Origin of the sequence: Halomonas nitroreducens, from assembly GCF_003966155.1 — a bacterium.
Lineage (GTDB): Bacteria > Pseudomonadota > Gammaproteobacteria > Pseudomonadales > Halomonadaceae > Halomonas > Halomonas nitroreducens.
This window is the reverse complement of sequence record NZ_RXNS01000016.1, coordinates 91,018-112,458: the sequence shown is the minus strand read 5'-3', so window position 1 is coordinate 112,458 and position 21,441 is coordinate 91,018. Positions and strand designations below refer to the sequence as shown.

General features: G+C 69.4%; 16 protein-coding genes. 8 read left to right on the top strand and 8 right to left on the bottom strand.

Annotated elements, in window-relative coordinates; genetic code table 11:
- From EKG36_RS16055 to EKG36_RS16040, 4 genes are all read right to left on the bottom strand, one after another.
- Positions 1-1,839 (bottom strand): glucose PTS transporter subunit IIA (locus EKG36_RS16055; RefSeq protein ID WP_126485915.1); only part of this gene is annotated, 1,839 nt, incomplete at its 3' end.
- 42 nt (positions 1,840-1,881) lie between these two features.
- On the bottom strand, positions 1,882-2,901 hold the full coding sequence (locus tag EKG36_RS16050) for an SIS domain-containing protein (RefSeq protein ID WP_221766100.1): 1,020 nt from the start codon (positions 2,899-2,901) through the stop codon (positions 1,882-1,884).
- The gene (gene nagA / locus EKG36_RS16045) at positions 2,885-4,003 is read right to left on the bottom strand and encodes an N-acetylglucosamine-6-phosphate deacetylase (protein WP_126485912.1); all 1,119 of its coding nucleotides are present in this window, start codon (positions 4,001-4,003) and stop codon (positions 2,885-2,887) included. The genes EKG36_RS16050 and nagA overlap by 17 nt, the downstream gene beginning before the upstream one ends.
- An 11-nt stretch (positions 4,004-4,014) precedes the next feature.
- Positions 4,015-4,749, bottom strand: a complete 735-nt coding sequence (locus tag EKG36_RS16040) for a GntR family transcriptional regulator (RefSeq protein ID WP_126485910.1) — start codon at positions 4,747-4,749, stop codon at positions 4,015-4,017.
- A gap of 249 nt (positions 4,750-4,998) precedes the next feature.
- On the opposite strand from EKG36_RS16040, the gene EKG36_RS16035 reads away from it, so the two are divergent.
- Together EKG36_RS16035 and EKG36_RS16030 are read left to right on the top strand one after the other, a co-directional pair.
- On the top strand, positions 4,999-6,939 hold the full coding sequence (locus tag EKG36_RS16035) for an exoribonuclease II (protein WP_126485908.1): 1,941 nt from the start codon (positions 4,999-5,001) through the stop codon (positions 6,937-6,939).
- 144 nt (positions 6,940-7,083) lie between these two features.
- The gene (locus EKG36_RS16030) at positions 7,084-7,248 is read left to right on the top strand and encodes a hypothetical protein (RefSeq protein WP_221766099.1); all 165 of its coding nucleotides are present in this window, start codon (positions 7,084-7,086) and stop codon (positions 7,246-7,248) included.
- A gap of 11 nt (positions 7,249-7,259) precedes the next feature.
- Here the strand turns inward: EKG36_RS16030 and EKG36_RS16025 are convergent, their stop codons facing one another.
- Positions 7,260-8,582 (bottom strand): HlyD family type I secretion periplasmic adaptor subunit, encoded by a 1,323-nt coding sequence (locus EKG36_RS16025; protein ID WP_126485906.1) that lies wholly within the window; start codon positions 8,580-8,582, stop codon positions 7,260-7,262.
- Positions 8,579-10,309 carry a type I secretion system permease/ATPase gene (locus tag EKG36_RS16020; RefSeq protein ID WP_126485903.1) on the bottom strand — a complete coding sequence of 577 codons (1,731 nt, stop codon included), beginning with the start codon at positions 10,307-10,309 and terminating at the stop codon, positions 8,579-8,581. The genes EKG36_RS16025 and EKG36_RS16020 overlap by 4 nt, the downstream gene beginning before the upstream one ends.
- Before the next feature lie 335 nt (positions 10,310-10,644).
- Here EKG36_RS16020 and EKG36_RS16015 point away from each other — a divergent pair, with 335 nt between their 5' ends.
- The 6 genes from EKG36_RS16015 to siaD all read left to right on the top strand — a co-directional run bounded on the left by EKG36_RS16015 (position 10,645) and on the right by siaD (position 19,204).
- Positions 10,645-12,513, top strand: coding sequence for a cellulose binding domain-containing protein (locus EKG36_RS16015; protein WP_126485901.1), 1,869 nt, complete (start codon positions 10,645-10,647; stop codon positions 12,511-12,513).
- Positions 12,514-13,060: 547 nt separating this feature from the next.
- Positions 13,061-15,253 (top strand): cellulose binding domain-containing protein, encoded by a 2,193-nt coding sequence (locus EKG36_RS16010; RefSeq protein ID WP_126485899.1) that lies wholly within the window; start codon positions 13,061-13,063, stop codon positions 15,251-15,253.
- A 158-nt stretch (positions 15,254-15,411) separates the two neighbouring features.
- Positions 15,412-17,496 carry a biofilm regulation protein phosphatase SiaA gene (gene siaA, locus EKG36_RS16005; RefSeq protein ID WP_126485897.1) on the top strand — a complete coding sequence of 695 codons (2,085 nt, stop codon included), beginning with the start codon at positions 15,412-15,414 and terminating at the stop codon, positions 17,494-17,496.
- Positions 17,484-18,014, top strand: a complete 531-nt coding sequence (gene siaB / locus EKG36_RS16000; protein ID WP_126485894.1) for a biofilm regulation protein kinase SiaB — start codon at positions 17,484-17,486, stop codon at positions 18,012-18,014. Before siaA ends, siaB begins: the two co-directional genes overlap by 13 nt.
- Positions 18,015-18,029: 15 nt before the next feature.
- Positions 18,030-18,419 (top strand): biofilm regulation phosphoprotein SiaC, encoded by a 390-nt coding sequence (gene siaC, locus EKG36_RS15995; RefSeq protein ID WP_281274432.1) that lies wholly within the window; start codon positions 18,030-18,032, stop codon positions 18,417-18,419.
- Positions 18,416-19,204: a biofilm regulation diguanylate cyclase SiaD gene (gene siaD, locus EKG36_RS15990; protein WP_185827579.1), complete on the top strand. Its 789-nt coding sequence runs from the start codon at positions 18,416-18,418 to the stop codon at positions 19,202-19,204. Before siaC ends, siaD begins: the two co-directional genes overlap by 4 nt.
- 70 nt (positions 19,205-19,274) lie before the next feature.
- On the opposite strand, the gene sucD is transcribed toward siaD, so the two are convergent.
- Both sucD and sucC read right to left on the bottom strand, forming a co-directional pair.
- Positions 19,275-20,147 carry a succinate--CoA ligase subunit alpha gene (gene sucD, locus EKG36_RS15985; RefSeq protein WP_126485890.1) on the bottom strand — a complete coding sequence of 291 codons (873 nt, stop codon included), beginning with the start codon at positions 20,145-20,147 and terminating at the stop codon, positions 19,275-19,277.
- The gene (sucC, locus tag EKG36_RS15980; protein ID WP_126485888.1) at positions 20,147-21,313 is read right to left on the bottom strand and encodes an ADP-forming succinate--CoA ligase subunit beta; all 1,167 of its coding nucleotides are present in this window, start codon (positions 21,311-21,313) and stop codon (positions 20,147-20,149) included. The genes sucD and sucC overlap by 1 nt, the downstream gene beginning before the upstream one ends.
- Between the last annotated feature and the right edge of the window lie 128 nt (positions 21,314-21,441).

Sequence of the window (21,441 nt, the reverse complement as noted above, 5' to 3'; positions counted from 1 at the left end):
CGCCGGCAGGCGCAGGTAGGGCAGCTGCTTGTCGGCGCCGATGTCCAGGGTACGGATGACCACCGGCTTGCCGTCCAGGGCCGCCACCGCAGCCTGGTACTCGCGGTGCTGGTCCGCCTCGTCGGGGGCAACCTCGCGAGCGAGGAACAGAAACTCGCTGCGCATCAGGCCGATGCCGTCAGCGCCGGCCTCGGCGGCCTGCCGGGCCTCGTCGGCAGCGCCGACGTTGGCGCCGACCTCGACCTCGCGGCCATCCCGGGTGACGGCCGGGGCATGGGCGGCCGCCCGATCGCGGGCCTCGCGACCGGCACGCTCGGCCAGCGCCGCCTCGACTTCGGCCAGCCGCGCGGGATCGGGGGCAGGTTCCAGCACGCCGGCCGCGGCGTCGAGCACCGCGCGCTCGCCGGCCAGCCCCGTCAGCTCCCCCATGGCCGCCAGGCAGGGGATTCCCCGCGCCCGGGCCAGGATCGCCACGTGGGAGGTGGTGCCCCCCGCGGCGAGGCAGAGCCCCGCCGGAGAGTGGGCGGCGAGGGCCACGAACTGCGAGGGCGTCAGGTCATCGGCGAGCAGGATGGCGCCCTCGGGAAGGTCGCCGTCGCCCTCCTCCGCGGTCTCGGCGAACTCGGCCATCACCCGGCGCTGCAGGTCGCGCAGGTCGGCGACCCGGCCGACGAGCAGCGCATTGCCGCTGGCGACCAGCCGCTCGGCCTCGTCGTCGAGGGCCTCGCGCCAGGCCTGCCCGGGACTGCGGCCGGCCGCCAGGCGATCCCCGGCGGCCTCGCGCAGGTCGGGGTCCGCCAGCCAGGCCTGGTGGGCGGCGAAGACCTCCGCTTCGGCGTCCTGCCCGGCCGCCGCGGCCGCCTGCCGCGCGCCTTCCAGGTGGTCGGCGACCCGGGCCAGGGCGTGGTCGAGGCGCGGCGCCTCCACCTCGGCGCCTGCCCCGTCCCGGGGGACGCGGGGCAGTGCCGCCGCCACCGACACCAGGGGACCGACCGCCAGGCCGGCGCTCGCCACCAGGCCGGCGAGCTGCCCCTCTCCCGCCACCGGGGCCGCCGGCGCGGGGACCGGCTCGGCGGCCTCCGGGGTGGTCAGCAGCGCCTCGGCCGCGTCCAGGGCCGCGTCGGCCAGCTCGCCCCGGGCCTCCAGGGTGAGGCGGTCGCCCTCGGTGAGCCCGAGGTTCATCAGCGCGCTCAGGCTGTCGGCACCGGCGCGGCCGGCGGCGCAGGCCACCGTCAGGCTCACCCCGCAATCGCGGGCGATGGCGCGCAACCGGGCCGCCGGGCGGGCATGCAGGCCGGCCGCCAGCGCCAGGCAGAGTTCCCGGGAGCGGCTTGCCCCCTCGGCCGCGGCTGGTGCCGGGCCCGTCGCCTCGGCCACCAGGGTCAGCAGCGGCTCGCCCCGGGCCACGCAACGCCCGGCCTGGTACTCGACTGGCTCGAGCCGGAAGCCGGCGGGCTCAGTGACCACCACAGGGGTGATCAACGCCGTGGCCCGCCGGGCCAGCAGGTCCGGATCGAAGCGGCACAGCGGCTGGCCGGCCGTCACCCGATCGCCGGTCGTGACCACGAGGTCGATGCCCTCGCCGTCCAGTTCGACGGTGTCGAGGCCCAGGTGCAGCAGCAGCTCGACGCCCTCGGCAGTGCGCAGGGTCACGGCATGACGGGTGCGGGCGCACTGCACCACCTCGCCGTCGCAGGGGGCATGCAGGGCATCGCCCAGGGGGTCGAGGGCAATGCCCTCGCCCAGGGTCTGCTCGGCGAAGACCGGATCGGGCACCTCGGCCAGGGGCAGCACGACCCCCTCGACCGGGGCCAGCACTATCAGGGAAGGGGGGGACATGGTGATCTCCATGGGGTTGTTGTTGTCGCGATGCTCGATGGGCTAGAGGGTCCGGGTGACCTTGCGCAGGTGCCGCGGCCGGTCGGGATCGCTGCCGCGGGCCTCGGCCAGCCCCGCCGCCATGCCGTAGAAGCTCTGGATCACCGAGAGCGGCTGCAGGTCATCGTGGCCGGCATCGGTCAGGGTCAGCCGGCGCCGGGCGACCCCTGCATCGGCAGCCAGCAGCACCCGCGCCCCGACGCCTTCCAGCCAGTCGGCCAGCTCGAGCAGGCCCGCCTGCTCGGCGCCGGGAGGGGCGAACACCAGGACCGGGTAGCCGGCCTCGATCAACGCCATGGGCCCGTGGCGGACCTCGGCGCCACTGAACGGCTCGGCCTGGATGGCGCAGGTCTCCTTGAACTTGAGGGCCGCCTCCTGGGCCACCGCCAGGCCCGCGCCGCGGCCGATCACCATCATCCGATCGACCCCGACCAGCGCCTCGATGGCCGGCGACCAGTCCTGCTCCGCGGCTCGGGCCAGGCGTTCGGGCAGCCCCGCCAGGGCCTCGCCCAGGGCGCAGTCGGGGCCCCAGCCGGCGACCAGCTGGGCAGCGGCAGACAGGGTGGCCAGGTAGCTCTTGGTGGCCGCCACGCTGCGCTCCTCGCCGGCATACAGCGGCAGCTCGTCGTCGCTGGCCGCGCCCAGCGGTGACTGTGGGGTGTTGACCAGCGCCAGGGTCCGGGCCCCGCCGCCGGCCAGCGCCCGTTGGGCGGTGACCAGGTCCGGGCTCTGCCCCGACTGGGAGATCGCCACCGCCAGCTGGCCGGCCAGGCGCCAGGGCGCCTCGGCCAGGGTGGCAAGCGACGGCGGCAGGGAGGCCACCGGGACACCCAGGTGCTTCATGACCAGGTAGGCCAGGTAGGCCGCCGCATGGTCGGAGCTGCCCCGGGCCACGGTGACGGCGCCTTGGGGAGGCGCCTGGCGCAGGCGCTCGCCCAGGGCCGCCAGGACCTCGGCGTTGCGCTGCAGCTGGCCGTGAATTCGCTCTGGGGCATTGCGTGCCTCGTCAAGCATCAGTGACATGAGGAACTCCTTCGATGCGTCGACCGGCCACGTGGACGGCCCGCAGGTTGAGGTGAGGGTCGAGCACCACCAGGTCGGCGTGTGCGCCCGGCGCCAGCCGGCCGAGGTCTTGCCGTCCCAGGAAGTCCGCGGGGAAGCGCGATAGCCGGTCGGAGGCCTCGGCGAGCGTGAGCCCCAGGCTCACCAGGTTGCGCAGCGCCTGGTCCATGGTCAGGGTGCTGCCGGCCAGGGTGCCGTCGGCGAGACGCACGCCGCCCAGGCACTTGGTGACGGCCTGCTCGCCGAGCCGATACTCGCCGTCGGGCATGCCCGCCGCCGCGGTGGAATCGGTCACGGCATAGAGCCGGGGGATGCAGCGCAGCGCGGTGCGGATGGCCCCGGGATGCACGTGCAGCAGGTCGGGAATCAGCTCCGCGTACTCGGCGTGGGCCAGGGCCGCCCCGACCATGCCGGGCTTGCGGTGATGCAGGCCGGTCATGGCGTTGAACAGGTGGGTGAAGCCGCAGGCGCCATGGTCCAGTGCCGCCACCCCGTCCTCGTAGCTTCCCAGGGTGTGGCCGAGCTGCACCCGCACGCCCCGCTCGCTGAGCCAGCGGATCAGCGCGTGGTGTCCGGCCAGTTCCGGGGCCAGGGTCAGCAGGCGGATCGGCGCCAGGCGGCTCAGCGCCTCGACCTCCTCGATCACCCCGGACCGGGCGTGGGACGGCTGGGCCCCGAGCTTGCCGGGATTGATGTAGGGCCCCTCCAGGTGGCCCCCCAGCACCCGGCTGGCCAGCGCCCCGGGCGCCTCGAGGTAGGCGCCGATCTCGCCGAGCACCCGGCGGATCTCGGCGTCGGGCGCGGTCATGGTGGTCGCCAGCAGGCTGGTGGTGCCAAAGCGCGCATGGGTGCGGGCCACGGTGGCCAGGGCCTCGCCGCCCTCCATGACGTCGGCCCCGCCGCCGCCGTGGACGTGCAGGTCGATGAAGCCGGGCAGGATGCGTGGCGCGTCGTTGTCGGCGGGGTCCACCGGCGTATCGGGCAGCGCCGTGATACGGCCGTCGCGGCACTGCAGCTCGCCGTGCCGCCAGCCGTCGGGGGTGAGGATGTTGCCTTTGAGCATGGGGCCTCCGTCTAGCGGGTGAGCTCGACGATGAAGTCGTAGTAGTCGGTGCGGCAGTAGGTGACGGTCAGCTCCGCCGGGGTGCCGTCGGCCAGGTAGCCCAACCGGGTGACCTTGAGCAGGGCCTGGCCCTCGGGGACCTCGGCCAGCCGCGCCAGCTCGGCATCGGCATTGACCGCGCTGACATGCTGCAGGGCCCGGGCGACCGGCCGGCCGGCCGCCTCGAGGGTCGCGTAGAGCGAGACCGCCACCGCCTCGGGATCGCCGAGGATCGCCGCGGGCAGGCAGCTCTCCTCCACCGCCATGACCACGTCGTCGGCCAGGCGCAGGCGGCGCAGCCGGGCGACCCGGGCATCGGCGCCGAGGCCCAGGCGCAGGCTCTCCTCGGCGGTGGGCGCGGCCAGGCGACGCGACAGCCAGTGCGAACGCGGGGTGAAGCCGCGCTGGGCGAGCATCTCGGTGAAGCTGACCAGGCGGGTCAGCGGCTGGTTGAGGCGCGGGGTGATGAAGGTGCCCGAGCCCCGGGTGCGGCGGATCAGGCCCCGCTCGGCCAGCCGGTCCAGGGCCTTGCGGGCAGTGATCCGCGAAACGTCCAGGGTCTCGGCCAGGGCGCGCTCGGAGGGCAGCGCCTCCCCCGCCTGCCAGGCCCCGGCCTCGATGGCCTGCTCCAGCCGGCTGGCCAGCTGGTGATAGAGCGGCGTGGAGAGGGTGGCGTCGAGACGCAGCTGCTGCAGGCGATCATCCATCGGGGCGGACTCTTCGAGGAATATGACAATACCAATATAGACCATTAGCAATACCAATCAAATACCAATAATCCCCGACCTTGGTCGCAGCCCGCCGTCCGGAGCGGCCCGGGCATCGCCGGCCGCGACACCCACGACGCGCCGGGCGCCCGGGGTGACGGGGGGTAACGAATCAGGCGCGTCCCCCGATTGGCGCGGGCTGGCGGAATCCGTATAGTGGCCCCCCTACCCCGCCAATCGATCGTGACCATGCTGCAGAACAACTCGATGCTTGCTCAGCTCAAGCAACAGATCCGCGACAACACGCCCCGCGTCGAGGGGGTCATCAAGGCCACCGACCGCGGCTTCGGTTTCCTCGAGACCGATGACGGCGAGTCCTACTTCGTGCCGCCCCCCGCCATGAAGCAGGTGCTCCATGGCGATCGCGTCGAGGCCGTCCTCCACGAGGAGGGCGAGAAGAAGTCGGTGGAGCCCGACACCCTGGTCGAGACCGGCATGGCGCGCTTCATTGCCCGCGTGCAGAAACGCGACGGGCGCCTGGCGGTGATTCCTGACCATCCCTCGGTGAACAACGCTCTCAAGGCGCGCATCAAGCGCAGCCTCGACGAGGCAAGCATCGGCGAGGGCGACTGGGTGGTGGCCCGGCTGGTACGCCATCCCCTGAAGCCCGACGACCGCGCCTTCTTCACCCAGATCGACGAGCTGGTGGCCAAGACCGACGACCCGGCCGTGCCGTGGCGCGTGACCCTGGCCCGCCATGCCCTTGAGCAGGAATGCCCCGACGCCGGCGACGACTGGCCGCTGCGCGACGAGGGCCTCGCGCGCGAGGACCTGACCGCCGAGCCCTTCTTCACCATCGACGGCGAGAAGACCCGGGACATGGACGATGCCCTGCGCATCGAACCGCGCGCCGAGGGTGGCTGGCGCCTGACCGTGGCCATTGCCGATCCCACCGCCTATGTGGAGGAAGGCCACGCCGCCGACCTGGAGGCCCGCACCCGCGCCTTCACCGTCTACCTGCCGGGCCAGAACGTGACCATGCTGCCCGAGCAGCTGGCCGACGACCTCTGCTCGCTGTGGGAGGACCGGGACCGCCCGGTACTGGCTTGCGCGCTGGACATCGAGGCCGATGGCAGCCTGGGCGACTACCGCTTCTTCGCCGCCACCGCCCGCTCGCATGCCAAGCTGGCCTACGACCGCGTCTCCGACTGGCTCGAGGGCCAGGGCGACTGGACGCCGAACGAGACCATCGGCGAGCAGCTCAAGGCTCTGGCCGCGCTCACCGAGGCCAGGGCCGACTGGCGAGCCCGGCACGCCCTGGTGTTCAAGGACCGTCCCGACTATGTCTTCGACCTGGACGCGGCGGGCAACGTGCTGGACATCCGCACCGAGGAGCGGCGCATCGCCAACCGCATGATCGAGGAGTCGATGATCGCGGCCAATGCGTGCTGCGCGCACCTGCTGGCCGAGCACGTGGGCCATGGCATCTTCAACGTCCACCGCGCCTTCGAGCCGGACAAGGCCGAGGCCGCCCACGAGTTCCTCACCGCCCAGGACATCGCGGTGGCGCCCGAGGCGCTCACCGAGCTGCCCCGCTACCGGGAGCTCAAGCGCGAGCTCGAGGGGCGCGACGACGCCTGGCTGGACGCCCGCCTGCGCCGCTTCCAGGGCTTCACCAGCATGTCCGCGCGCCCCGGCCCCCACTTCGGCCTGGGCCTCGAGGCCTATGCCACCTGGACCTCGCCGATCCGCAAGTACGGCGACATGGTCAACCACCGGCTGATCAAGCGCGTGCTCAAGGGCGAACAGGCCCCGGCGGAGGCCAGCCAGGCGCTCACCGAGCAGCTCACCGAGCGCCGTCGTCTCAACCGCATGGCCGAGCGCGACGTGAAGGACTGGCTCTATGTGCGCTACCTGAGCCCCTCGGCCGAGGCCGGCGAGGCCTTCGACGCCGAGATCATCGCCATCAACCGCGGCGGCATGCGAGTCCGCCTGACCGCCAACGGCGCCACTGCCTTCATCCCGGCGCCGCTGATGCACAGCGACCGCGACAAGGTGGTGATCGACGACAAGGAAGGCCGCATCCAGATCGAGGGCGAGGAGCGCTTCAAGCTGGGCGACCACCTGCGGGTCGCCCTGACCGAGGCCCGCGAGGAGACCCGCTCGCTGGTCGGCCGCCCGGCCGACTGAGCCGCGACACGCGCTCCCTTCCGTGCGACGGCGGCCTTGCGGGCCGCCGTCTTGCGTTGCGGCTGTCGTCGAACTGTCGCCAAGGCCGGATACCCTGACGGGCGAGTCCACGGCGCGATCGGGAGGGAGCCTTGCATATCGCCGATGTCACCATGTTCCACGCCCCGGCCAGCGGCGGGGGCCGCCGTGGTGGTGTGGCGCTTCGTCACCTATCACGCCTATCTGCTGGCCGGGGGGCCGGTGTTCCTGGCCATGCTTGGCACGGCCCTGAGGCGGCGGGAGCGGGCCACTGCCCGGCGCCCCGCCTGAGCCGTGCCGGCTCAGTCCGCGCGCAGGGCCCGGGACAGCATGTCGGTGACCGGCTTGGCCAGGTAGCTGGCCAGCGTGCGGCTGGCGGTGTGCAGGCGGACCTCGGCGGGCATGCCGGCCATCAGGCGCATTCCCTCGGGCATCGCTTCCCGCTCGGCCTCGCTGACGCGGATCCGCACCTTGTAGAAGCGCCCCCCCGTGGCCTCGTCCGCGAAGCTGTCGGCGGAGACCCGTCGCACGGTGCCCTCGATGACCCGCGAGCGCCCCCGGTTGAAGGCACTGAAGCGGATCTCCGCGGGCTGCCCCGGATAGACGTTGTCGACGTCCCGGTCGGCGACCCGCGCCTCGACGACGAAGGCCTCGCCCTGGGGGACGATCTCCAAGAGCGTCGTTCCCGGCTCGATCACCGCGCCCCGGGTATGCACCGCCAGGCCCACCACCGTCCCGGCGACCGGGGCCTCGATGGTGGTCCGGCGGCGCTGGTCGCGCAGCGCCGTCAGTCGCTCCTCGGCGTCGGCGATCTGCCGCCGGGTCTCGCGCAGGCGCTCGCCCACTTCCTGGCGGAACTCCTGGATGCGCACCTGCTTCTGCAGGTCGTTCTCGCTGATCTGGGAGCGCAGGCGGGCGATCTCGGTGCGGTGCTGTTCGATCTCGCCTTGGTACTGCAGGATCTCCCGCTCCAGCTCGCGCAGGCGACGGTTGTCCCCCAGGCCGTCCTTGAACAGCGAGCGGTAGGCCTCGGCATCCTCGCGCAGCGAGCCCAGCTGGTCGCGGCTGACCCGGATCATCGACTCGCGTCCCTCGATACGCCGGTGCAGCTGCTCGGTCTGCTGGTCGAGGGACGCCAGGGCCCCGTCGAGGGCTTCCCGGCGAGCATGGAAAAGACCGCGCTGCACTGCCGCCAGCTGCTCCAGGCGCGCCTCATCGGGATCGCGCAGTTCCGCGGGGAAACGCAGCGTCTCCTGGCCGGCCTGCTCGGCCATCAGGCGGACCTCGGCGGCGCGATTGATCAGGTACTGCGAGCGGGCAATCTGCAGGCGTGATTCGACCCGGGTATCGTCCAGCACCAGCAGGGGCTGCCCTTCCTCAACGCGGTCGCCGTCCTCGACCTCGATCCGTCGGACAATGCCCCCCTCGAGGTGCTGTACCGTCTTCTTGGCGGAGGCAACGGTGACCCGCCCCGGGGCGATCACCGAGACGGCCAGCTCGGCCGACAGGGCCCAGCCGCCGAAACCGCACAGGCAGACCAGCACCAGGGCCAACCCCAGACGACGGTGGCACCGATCGCTGACCGGCGGTACCCGGGAGGGCTCGACCGGGGAAGCATGACTCATGGGGCCTCCGAATCGCTGGACTGACGGCGGGCTGCCTGGCCGCCCTCGCTATCGCGGCCGGCCATCCGCGCCAGCACGCGATCCCGCGGGCCGAACAGCCGGACCCGCCCACTCTCCAGCACCAGCAGGCGATCGACCCGGCGCAACACACCCGTGCGGTGGCTGATGACCAGCAGGGTGACGCCCTCGCGGCGCAGGGCGTCCATGGCGTGGGAGAGGGCCTGTTCGCCGCGGTGATCGAGGTTGCTGTTGGGCTCGTCCAGCACGACCAGGGCGGGACGGCCGTAGAGCGCCCGTGCCAGCCCGATGCGCTGGCGCTGCCCCGCGGACAGCAGGCCGCCGCTCGGCTCGATGCGGGTGTCGTAGCCATCGGGAAGCCGCAAAATCATCTCGTGGACGCCGGCGCGGCGGGCGGCCGCGATCACCTGGTCGCTGTCGACGGGGGCGAAGCGGGCGATGTTCTCGCCGATGGTTCCGCTGAACAGCTCGACATCCTGCGGCAGATAGCCGAGATGGGGCCCCAGGGCCTCGCGATCCCAGCGGGCGATATCCGCTCCATCCAGGCGCACGCAGCCGTCCCAGGTCGGCCAGATCCCCAGCACCAGCCGCGCCAGGGTCGACTTGCCCGAGGCGCTGGGGCCGATGATGCCGACCTGCTCCCCGGGCTCGAGGCGCAGGTCGACGCCGGCCACGATGGGCTGCGACCCACCCGGCGCCCCGGCGGTGACGGCCTCCAGGGCCAGCCGACCCGCGGGCGGCGGCAGTGACATGGCCGGCGCCGCGGCCGGCTGCTCGCGGAACAGCGCCTCGAGGCGACGGTAGGCGGCCCGCGCCCCGACGATGCCACGCCAGCTGCCGACCAGCTGATCCACCGGCGACAGCACTCGGCCCAGCAGGATCGAGCCGGCGATCATCATCCCCGGGGTGATGCGCTCCTCGAGTACCAGCAGGGCGCCGAGCCCCAGGATCAGCGACTGCAGCAGCAGGCGCAGGGCCCGGGTGAGGCTCGCGAGCAGCGCGGCCCGATCGCTGGCCCGTGACTGCAGCCACAGCCCGTGCCGATGGCGCGCCAGCCAACGGCCGGCGATGCTCGACAGCATGCCCATGGCATCGAGCGCCTCGGCGTTGCGCAGGTTGCCGGCGGCCAGCTCCCGGGCCCCGCTCTGCTCGCGCCCCGCCGCGTCCAGCAGCCCCCGGGTGGCCTTCTCGCTGGCCACGACCAGGGTCAGCAACATGACGCCGGCGAAGGTCGCGAAGGCCCCGAACCAGGGGTCGAACAGGTACAGCAGGCCGAGATAGACCGGCACCCAGACGACGTCGAAGAAGGCCAGCAGCCCGCCCCCGGCCAGTCCCTGGCGCAGGGTCGCGAGGTCGTCCAGGGGCCAGGCGGCATGCCCACCCGGACGTCCCAGACCACGGCGGAACATCGCCGCGTGGAGGGGCTCGCTGACCCAGGCGTCGAGGCGGTTGCCGAGGCGCACCAGGATGTCCGCCCGCACCCATTCGAGGCCGCCGACCACCAGGAACAGGAAGACCACCACCAGGGTCAGCATCAGCAGGGTCTCCTCGCTGCCGGTGGTGATCACCCGGTCGTAGACCTGCAGCATGTACAGGGCCGGCGTCAGCATCAGCAGGTTGAGACACAGGCTGAACCCGGCCACCCAGAGCAGGGAGCCGCGACAGGCGGTGAGCGCGCGATGCAGTGTGGTGTTCGAGTCAGATGCCATAACGCCTATCCGGAATGCAGGCCTCCTCGCCGCCGAAGTCCTGCCCCTCCTCCCTGCTTCAGACGAGCCGATCGTCGATCGACATCAGCGAGCGATCCTGGCCATTGCCCGACACGCCGTTGACGTCCTTCAACGCCTTATAGAACACTAAAAAAGCCGTGTCTTATCACGGAACGTGCGGCACCTTACCCGCCACCCTGCCTATCATCAACCTCTCGATACCGTCGCGGATTGACGACAGCACCGGACCGATTTATCGCCAAATGCCTCGCGATATTCGGGTGAAAATGGCCAGGAGAAAGGTGTCGCAACATCCAGACAACAAGGAGTCTTGAATGAGCTCAACCATCGAGATTGACACCGGCACCCCCGCCGACGAACTCGAGTCATTGATCCGGGAGGCCGCCCCTGGAACCACCGTGAAGCTCGCTGCCGGCGACTTCGAATTCGATGACGCCATCACCATCGACCGCTCCGATGTGTCCCTGATCGGCGCGGGGAGTGGCGAGACACGCCTGACCTTCACCTACACGGCCCTGTCGCGGAACGATGACCACGCGATTCACGTGGATGGCAGCGAAAACACCGATCTCGGCGAGCTCGCCGCCGACGCCGCGGAAGGCGCACGTCGGCTGACGCTGGACGGCGCCCGGGAGCTTGCCATCGGCGACACTATCCGGATCTGGCAGGACAACGACGACGCCTTCCTCGACGCGATCGGCGACAGCTCCTGGCGCAAGGTGGAGAACGCGGAACTGCGCACCAGCATGGCCAAGGTCACCGGCGTCGAGGACAACGAGATCACCCTCGATCGCGGCGTCCGCTTCGACTTCCAGTCGGGCAAGGCCGAGGTGGAGAAACTCGACACGGTCGACAACGTCAGCCTGAAGGGCTTCAGCGTCGACTTCGAGCTCGGCGAGGCCGATGCCGGCGAGTTCTCGAACACCCAGGAAGACCTGACCGACTATCGCGCGGTGCACCTGGAAGGGGCGGTGAACAGCGACCTCGAGGACATCCAGGTCCACGATGGTCCGTCAACGGCCTTCCGCTTCTCCCGGGCCATGGATCTCCAGGCCGACGGCCTGCAGGCCCACGGGGCCTTCAACAAGGGCAGCGGCGGCAACGGCTACGCCTTTGAGCTGCACGAGAGCTACGAGGGGCAGCTCAAGGGCCTCGAGGACAGCGGCATGCGTCATGGCCTGGTGTTCGCCTCCTGGCGGTCCTCGGCGGGCAACGACGTCGAGGTGACCTCCACCACCCGGGACGTCAACTTCCACGGCGGGCGCGATCATGACAACAGCGTCCGCGTGCTGCGCTCGGAGCGGGACCCGGAGGCCGATGCGCTGTCGCCGACCCTGTATGTCAACGAGGACGGCGAGAGCTTCGGCGCGCCCACCGATGCCGGCGCCAACCGGGTGACCTTCGACTACGTCCTCGGCTCGCGCCGCGAGGACGAGATCCAGGGCTCGGACGACGGCGTCTACCTGGATGGCGGCCTGGGCCACGACGTGCTGCTGGGCGGTGCCGGCGACGACATCCTCCAGGGCGGCCCCGGCGATGACTGGTATGACGGCACCGACCGGCTTGACGGCGGCCAGGGAGTCGATACCGCGCGCTACTCGGGCGACTTTTCGGCCCACGAGATCGCCGTCACCGAGGACGGCACCGTGGTGACCGGCCAGGGCAGCGAGGACACCCTGGTGGACATGGAGTTCGCGGTCTTCGGCGACGGCACCACCCTGCACCTGGCCTCGGGCAATGCCTTCGCCGGCACGGCCCTCGAGACGCCCGACGCCGAGGCGATCCTCACCGGCGACGGCGAGACCCCGGCACTGCTGGACGACGACGCCGAGCTGCTGGTCACCGGCAATGTCACCAGCCAGTGGTCGGCGGGCTATGTGGCCGAGATCTTCGTCGAGAACGTCTCCGACGACGACATCGTCGACCCCGAGATGGCCTTCGACCTGCCCGCCGAGATCGCCACCCTGTGGAACGGCGAGTTCACCGGAGGGACGGACGGCTATCACGTCCAGGACAACAGCGCCAACACCCTGTCGCCGGGCGAAGCCTGGCGCTTCGCCTTCAAGGCCAGGGGCGACGATGCACTGCCCGACGAGATGACGGCCAGCAGTGCGCAGGGCCAGTCCCTGGACGTGCAGGTCCTCGGACTGGGCAACATCGCCATCGAGGAAGTGGCGGCCTGAGGCCTTAAGCCCGACACAAGCGGCGAAGCAAGGGCACCCCCGGGGTGCCCTTTTTCGTGCACTGTCGCCGGATGGCGTCAGCAGGGGTGGCAGCCCCGAGACGGGGCGGACGCCAGCGCCAATCGGGCACCGCCATCATTTCAAATATTCATACTTTTTTACTATAAATTATGACTCACTGTTACAAAAAACAGCTTAGGCATTTAATTTATTAATTCTTATGTATCCACCCTGACGTCTCAAATCCTTCTCATATCAATTTCTTACCGATCGAGTCTGGATCATCCACGGAAATAGCCCCGAAAAGCCCCGCAGTCCCGCCCACCGGGCGCCGCACAACTCCGTTTTACTTCCCCTACAACCATAGTTAGGATTCGCGACCGTCGGCGAGGAGTGGCCGCGCTCCGGGGCTCCCCGCAGGTGCCGAAACATTCCCGCCAGCGAGGTGTGATCGGAATGTCGGCCCCGGTCTCAGCACTGGCTCTGCCTCGCCACCGGCCGACACCACCAAGGTTGACGCGCAAGGCGCATCCAGAGGGCGATACCCATGACGACCATCGATATCGATCTTTCCATCACGGCCGACGAGCTGCAGACCCTGATCGACGAGGCGCCGAGCGGCGCCACCCTGCGCTTCGCCGCCGGCCACTACGAGTTCGATGATGCCCTGACCATCTCGCGCTCCGACATCTCCCTGATCGGCGCCGGTGCCGGCGAGACGATGCTGACTTTCACCGACTCGGCCCTGTCGGGCAACGACTATGCCATCCGCCTCGACGGGACGGAGAAGACCTACGAGAGGGAACTCGCCGCCGACATCAGTGAGGGCAGCCGCCAACTGACGCTCGCGGAGGGACACGACCTCCAGGTCGGCGACACCCTGCGAATCTGGCAGGACAACGATGATGCCTTCTTCGACGAGATCGGCGACACCAGCTGGCGCAAGGTACAATATGCCGAGCTGCGCACCAGCATGGCCAGGATCGAGTCGGTCGAGGGCAGTACCGTTACCCTCGATCGGGGCGTCCACTTCGACTTCGAGGGTGGCAAGACCCAGGTCGCCCGCATGGAGACCGTGGACAACGTTTCCCTCGAGGGCTTCAGCGTCGACTTTTCGCTGGGCTCACCTGAACCTGGCACCTTCGAGAACACCCTGGAGGCACTGACCGGCTATAACGCCATCCTGCTGACTGGCACCACGGATACCCAGCTTTCCGACATCCGGGTGAATGACGGCCCCTCCACGGCCTTCCGCTTCTCCCGGACCCTGGATCCCGTCGCCGAGGATCTCGAGGCCCACGGTGCCTTCAACAAGGGCAGCGGCGGCAATGGCTACGCCTATGAGCTGCACGAGAGCTACGACGGCCAGTTCACCGGGCTCGAGGACAGCGGCATGCGCCACAGCCTGGTCTTCGCCTCCTGGCGCTCGTCCGTCGGCAACGAGGTCGAGGTCGCCTTCACCGATCGGGACATCAACTTCCATGGCGGCCGCGATCACGACAACAGCGTCCGCGTCCTGAGCTCCATCCGGGACCCGGAAACCGACGCCCTGTCACCGGCACTCTACGTCAACGAGGAGGGCGAGAGCTTCGGCGCCCCCACCGATCCCGAGGCCAACGAGGTGCTGTTCGACTACCTGATCGGCTCGCGGCGCGATGACGAGGTCCAGGGCTCGGACGACGGCGTCTACCTGAATGGCGGCCTGGGCCATGACACCCTGTCGGGGGGCAACGGCGATGACCTTCTCCAGGGCGGGCCCGGCGACGACTGGTATGATGGCACCGATACCCTCGACGGCGGCCAGGGCATCGATACCGCCCGCTACACCGGCGCTTTCGCGGACCACGATATCCAGTTCGCCGAGAGCGGCGTCATCATCACCGGCCAGGGCAGCCAGGACACCCTGACCGACATGGAATTCGCGGTGTTCGGCGACGGCATCACCCTGCACCTGGAATCGGGGAATGCCTTCCGCGGCAGCCCCCTCGAGATGCCCAGCCCCGAGGACATCCTCAGCGGTGGTGGCGACGACCCGGCATTGAAGATCACCAGCCAGGTCACCAGCAGCTGGTCATCTGGCTATGTCGCGGAAGTGTTCGTCGAGAATGTGTCCGATGAGGCCATCGTCAACCCCGAGGTCGGCTTCGACCTGGCCGCAGACATCGATACCCTGTGGAATGGCGACGTCACCCGGGCTACCGACCGCTACTGGGTGCGCGACGACAGCGACATCACCCTGGCCCCGGGAGACAGCTGGCGCTTCGCCTACAAGGCCTATGGCGAGGAATCGACGCCCAGCCAGGTGGCGGCCCGGGACGAGGATGGCCAACCCCTGGAGATTCTCGGCAAGGGGGGAGCGACCCCGGCGCTGCTGGATGACGACGCCGAGATGCTGGTCACCGGCAATGTCACCAGCCGCTGGTCCTCGGGCTATGTGGCCGAGGTCTTCGTCGAGAACGTCTCCGATGACGAGATCATCGACCCGGAGCTTGCCTTCGACCTGCCTGCCGACATCGACACTCTGTGGAATGGCGAGGTCATCGAGGGAGTCGAGGGCTACCGGGCCCGCGACGACAGCGACCTCACCCTCGCGCCCGGCGAGACCTGGCGCTTCGCCTTCAAGGCCTACGGCGAGGATACGCTGCCCGCCGAGATGACGGCCCAGGACGCGGCGGGTCAGGCACTGGACGTCCAGGTCCTCGGGCTCGGCAGCACCGCGATCGAGGAGGTGGCCGGCTGAGCCGACGGCCTGTCCGGGCGGGTCCCCTGGAGGGACCCGCTCGTCCCGCTCCAGCCGTTAATACACTACACTTCGGACTGTGGCATAGTAGTCACAATTCATTACATAACTAGTACGCCCCGAATGACGCAAGCGGGGCGACGCAAGGGAAGTTGCCCATGGCCAACTCCTGGGGGCTGCGCAGCAAGTCCACCCTGACGCTGCTGATTGCCTGCCTGCTGGCACTGGTGCCCGCGCTGCTGATCGGCTGGCAGGCGATCGATGATGTCAGGCGCCACTTCGCCGGCGGCTATGCCGAGCAGTACACCCTGCTGCACATGCAGAAGATCCACACCCCCGTCTCCCGGGAACTGGCGCTGTCGCGCCGTCTCGCCGACTCGGTGGTGACCCGGGAGTGGCTCCTGGACCCCGATGACCCCGACAAGCGCGAGCGCTTCTTCCGCGAGGCGGAGGGCTTTCGCTGGCAGTTCAGCGGCGACGCCTATTTCGTGGTCCGCGATGCCACGGGGGACTACTACTACAACGATGCCACCGCCCCGCTGAGCCGCCTGCCCCGCTACCGGCTCTCCCCCGCGGATCCCGACGACGCCTGGTATTTCTCCACCATGGACAGCACCGGGGCCTACGACATCAACGTCAACCTGGACGAGAAGCTCGGCCTCGCCAAGGTCTGGATCAACGTCAAGGTTAAGCACGACGGCCATACCCTGGGCCTCGCCGGCGGCGGCCTGGATCTCGGTCGCTTCCTCGATCGTTTCCTCCGCGACGACACCCCCGGCCTGACGCCGATGATCGTCAACCCACGGGGCTTCCTCCAGGCACACCCCGAGCGCCGGCGACTGGCCTTCAACTCGGGGTCCGGCGCCCTCGAGGCCAACGAGGCGCAGCACCTGCCGTCGATGCTCGGCGACGAGGCCCAGCGCGAGCGCCTGGCCTCGGCCATGCAGGCGGCCATGCGCCGTCCTGGCCAGGTCCACAGCCTGGAGGCCACCCTGGAGGGTGCCCCCCGCCTGCTCAGCATCGGCTATATCCCGGAGCTCGAATGGCTCATGGTCACCGCCCTGGACCTGGACGCCGCCCCGATCCTCGACAACCGCTGGCTATGGTCGCTGGTGGTCGCCCTCAGCCTGATCCTGGTCATCCTGATGGCCGGCTTCGCCTTCGGCATCGAACGCCTGATCCTCGGCCCGCTGCGCCGCCTCCAGCAGTCCGCCCGGGCCATGGCCGGCGGCGATTACGACCATGCCCTGCCCACCGAGCGCGACGACGAGATCGGCGAGCTCTCGCGGGACTTCACGCACATGGCGCGGCAGGTCGAGCGCCATACCCAGGACCTGGAGGACAAGGTGCGTCAGCGCACCCGGGACCTGGAGCAGGCCAATGCCGAGATGGTCCGGGCCCGGCGCCAGATCGACGCGTCCCTGGAATACGCCAGCATCATCCAGCGCGCGATCCTGCCCAGCCGCCAGTTGCAGGATCACCTGCCCCGCCATCACGCGGTCATGTGGCGGCCCAGGGATATGGTGGGCGGCGATTTCTATGTGTTCCGGGCCACCCAGCGCGGCTGGCTGATGGGGGTCATCGACTGTGCCGGCCATGGGGTGCCGGGCTCGCTGATGACCATGCTGGCCCGGGCCATCATCGACAATGCCATCCTCCACGTCGGCGCCGACGATCCCGCCGCCATCCTCAACGAAACCGACCGCCAGAACCGCAGCACCCTGCACAAGGACACCCTGCCCCGCTCGATCGCCACCAACATGGACATGGGCCTGGTATGGGTGGATCCCGCGGCCGGCCGGCTGACCTTCGCCGGCGCCAAGATGTCGCTGTATGCCAGCGATGGCGACCATCTCGAGGTCCATGCCGGCGGCAAGCGCGCCCTGGGCCACAAGCGCGCCATGACCTATGAAAACCAGGAGATGCCCCTGCACCGGGGCTGGACCTATACCCTGGCCACCGACGGCTTCCTCGACCAGGCCGGCGGCGAGCACGGCTTCGGCTTCGGCCATACCCGCTTCGAGGCGATGCTCAGGCGCCATGCCCGCGAGCCGCTGGCCCATCAGGTCGAGGCCTTCGGCGAGGCCCTCGACCGCTACCGCGGCGACCTCCCACAGCGGGACGACATTACCCTGCTGAGCTTCCGCTTCGATGACGAGGTCCCGACCGCGCCGAACGCCAGCGGTGCGTCCAGCACCTGTCCCGAACGTCCCGTCCACCAGGAGGTGTCATGGACCTGCTGACACTGCGCGACAACTACCTGCAGCAACGGATCATGCTGTGCTTCAACGGCCCGATCTCCCGCAGCTTGATCGAGGAGATCGGCCATGCCCTGCGCAACTACCTGAACAGCCAGTCCGCGGCGCCTAGTGCGGCGATGGACGTATTCGCCGTCTACATCGAGATGACCCAGAACATCCGCCACTATGCCCGCCGCCAGGGCTATGACGAGCACACGGCCACCGCCACCCTGGCCGTGGCCCGGGATCCCCGGGGCCATTACCAGGTCTCGGCGGGCAACCTGGTGGAAGCGGCCGACGGACGACGCCTGGTCGAGACCGTCGAGCAGCTGGCCAGCCTCGACAGCGCCGCGCTCAAGCAGGCCTACAAGCGGCAGCTGCGGCGCCCCCGCGAGGATGACAAGAGCGGCGCGGGGCTGGGGCTGATCGACATGGCCCGCAAGTCCAGCCAGCCGCTGACGGCCTCGCTGCAGGCGTTGCCCTCGGGGCTAAGCTTCTTTAGCCTGACAGCCACTATCTGATTCCGGACCCTGCCCATGATCCACGATCTGAATATCCCCGGTAGCCCGTCCACCCCCGCGATCCAGAGCGACTGGCAGGCCGGCCGGCTCAGCATGCAAGGGGATTCCTATCCGGAGAACTCCTACGAGCTGTTCCGCCAGGTCACCGACTGGACGGAAGCCTACCTCGCCCGGGCTTCGGCTCCCCTCGCCCTCGACCTGGAGCTCGTCTACCTCAATACCAGCTCGGTGAAGGCGATGATGGACATCTTCGACCTGCTCGAGGATGCCCACCAGCAAGGACGCGAAGTCGGCGTCACCTGGCGCTACGACAGCCGCAACGAGCGCATTGCCGAACTCGCCGAGGAGTTCAAGGAGGACTGCAGCTATCCCTTCGCCATCACGGCGATGCAGGCCGCCCCGTGACGCCCCAGGACCAGGCGCTCCTCGACCGGGTGGCGGCGCTGATCGACAGCGCTGCCTACCGGGGGCATCCACTGCACGAAGCCTTGAGCCAGCTCTATGCGCATCACCTGGAACAGCGCGAGCGCCTCGAGCGGCTGATCAGCATTGCCGACGGCTTCCAGCAGACCGCCCACGAGGACCTCCATGCGACGCGCCACCAGCTGCAGCGCCAGCTCAAGCGCCAGCGCAAGCTGTCGCGCATTGCCGACCGCTACCAGGCGCTGCTGCGCGAGCGCAACGCCGCCCTGGTGGATGCCGCGACCCTGGACCCCCTGACCGGCCTCGCCAACCGTCGTCTGCTCGACGAGCAGCTCCAGCGCCTGGCAGTGGACGCGCACCGTCATGGGCGCCCGTTTACCCTCGCCATGATCGACATCGACCACTTCAAGCGCGTCAATGACCACCACGGCCATGCGGCCGGCGACCGTCTTCTGGTCGCCCTGGCCAAGGCTCTGGGCAGCGAACTGCGGGCGGCGGACCACTGCGCCCGCTGGGGCGGCGAGGAATTCCTGGTGGTGCTGCCAGCCACCCTGCTGAACCAGGCAGAGCCCATGGTGGCTCGGCTGTGCGAGCGACTCCGCGCCCTGAGCGTCACCTTCGAGGGCGAGCGGCTGCGCCTCACCGCCAGCATCGGCGTGGCCCAGCATCGCCTCGACGACGACATTGCCACGACCATCCAGCGCGCCGACGAGGCCCTGCTCGAGGCCAAGCGCGAGGGCCGCGACCGCTGGCGCTGCGCCGGCTGAGTGACTCCGTGCGGGCACGCAAAAGGGCACCCTCGGGTGCCCTTTTCTCACTCCTGCAAGCTGGCGCGGCTTACCAGCCGGCGGCCACCTTCAGGGCGTCGCCGATCTCGGCCAGCGAACGCACGGTCTTGACACCCGCCGCCTCCAGGGCACCGAACTTCTCGTCCGCGGTGCCCTTGCCACCGGCAATGATGGCACCGGCATGGCCCATGCGCTTGCCGGGAGGGGCGGTCACGCCGGCGATGTAGGACACGACCGGCTTGGAGACATGCTCCTTGATGTAGGCCGCGGCCTCTTCCTCGGCAGTACCGCCGATCTCGCCGATCATCACGATCGCCTCGGTCGCCGGATCCTTCTCGAACTGCTCGAGGATGTCGATGAAGGTGGAGCCCGGGATCGGGTCACCGCCGATACCCACGCAGGTGGACTGGCCGAAGCCGTGGTCGGTGGTCTGCTTGACCGCCTCGTAGGTCAGGGTGCCGGAGCGGGAGACAATGCCGACCTTGCCGGGCTTGTGGATGTGGCCCGGCATGATGCCGATCTTGCTCTCGCCCGGGGTGATCACGCCGGGGCAGTTCGGGCCGATCAGGCGCACGCCCAGCTCGTCACACTTCACCTTGACATCGAGCATGTCCAGCGTCGGGATGCCCTCGGTGATGCACACGATCAGCTTGATGCCGGCGTTGGCAGCCTCGAGGATCGAGTCCTTGCAGAACGGGGCCGGCACGTAGATCACGCTGGCCTCGGCACCGGTCTCGGCCACGGCTTCCTTGACGGTGTTGAACACCGGCAGGCCCAGGTGCTCCTGGCCACCCTTGCCGGGGGTCACGCCGCCGACCATCTGGGTGCCATAGGCGATCGCCTGCTCGGAGTGGAAGGTCCCCTGGCCGCCAGTGAAGCCCTGGCAGATGACCTTGGTGTTCTTGTCGATCAGGATGCTCATTACTTGCCCTCCGCTGCCTTGACGACCTGCTGAGCCGCGTCGGTCAGGCTCTTGGCAGCGATGATGTTCAGACCGCTGGAGGCCAGTTTCTCGGCACCCAGCTCGGCGTTATTACCCTCGAGACGCACCACCACCGGCACGTTGACACCGACCTGCTCGACGGCACCGATGATGCCCTCGGCGATCATGTCGCAGCGCACGATGCCGCCGAAGATGTTGACCAGCACGGCCTTCACGGAATCGTCGGAGAGGATGATCTTGAACGCCTCGGCCACCCGCTCCTTGGTCGCGCCGCCCCCCACGTCGAGGAAGTTGGCCGGCTGGCCGCCGTTGAGCTTGATGATGTCCATGGTGCCCATGGCCAGGCCAGCACCGTTGACCATGCAGCCGATGTTGCCGTCCAGGGCCACGTAGTTCAGGTCCCAGGCCGCGGCCTCGGCCTCGCGGGAATCCTCCTGGGAGGGGTCGCGCATGGCCTGCAGGTCCGGGTGACGGTACAGGGCGTTGCCGTCCAGGTTGATCTTGGCGTCGAGGCAGTGCAGGTTGCCCTCGTCGGTGATCACCAGCGGGTTGATTTCCAGCAGCGCCAGGTCCTTGTCGTGGAACAGCTTGGACAGCCCCAGGAAGATCTTGGTGAACTGCTTGACCTGGTCGCCCGACAGGCCCAGGGCAAAGGCCAGCTCACGCGCCTGGTACGGCTGGGCGCCGACCAGCGGGTCGATCTCGGCCTTGAGAATCTTCTCGGGGGTTTCCTCGGCGACCTTCTCGATTTCCACGCCGCCCTCGGTGGAGGCCATGAAGACCACCCGGCGCGTGGCGCGATCGACCACGGCCCCCAGGTAGAGCTCGTTGGCGATGTCGGTGCAGTTCTCGACCAGGATCTTGGCGACCGGCTGACCGTGCTCGTCGGTCTGGAAGGTCACCAGGTTCTTGCCCAGCCACTGCTCGGCGAAGGCCTTGGCCTCCTCCGGGCTCTTGATCAGCTTGACGCCGCCGGCCTTGCCGCGACCCCCGGCATGCACCTGGGCCTTGACGACCCACATCTCGCCGCCGATCTTCTTGCAGGCTTCCGCCGCTTCCTCGGGGGTGTCGACAGCGAAGCCCTTGGAAACCGGCAGACCATAGTCGGCAAACAGCTGTTTGCTCTGATACTCGTGAAGGTTCATCGATTCATGCCATTGGTTGCATGTGACTCGAACGGTAGCCGTGACGGCGCCCGGGCGGCGCGAGGGTCAGGCTACCACCGGCCCCTTCCGATACTTGGCCGGAAGGGATGCGCCGCCCTCGGGCGGCG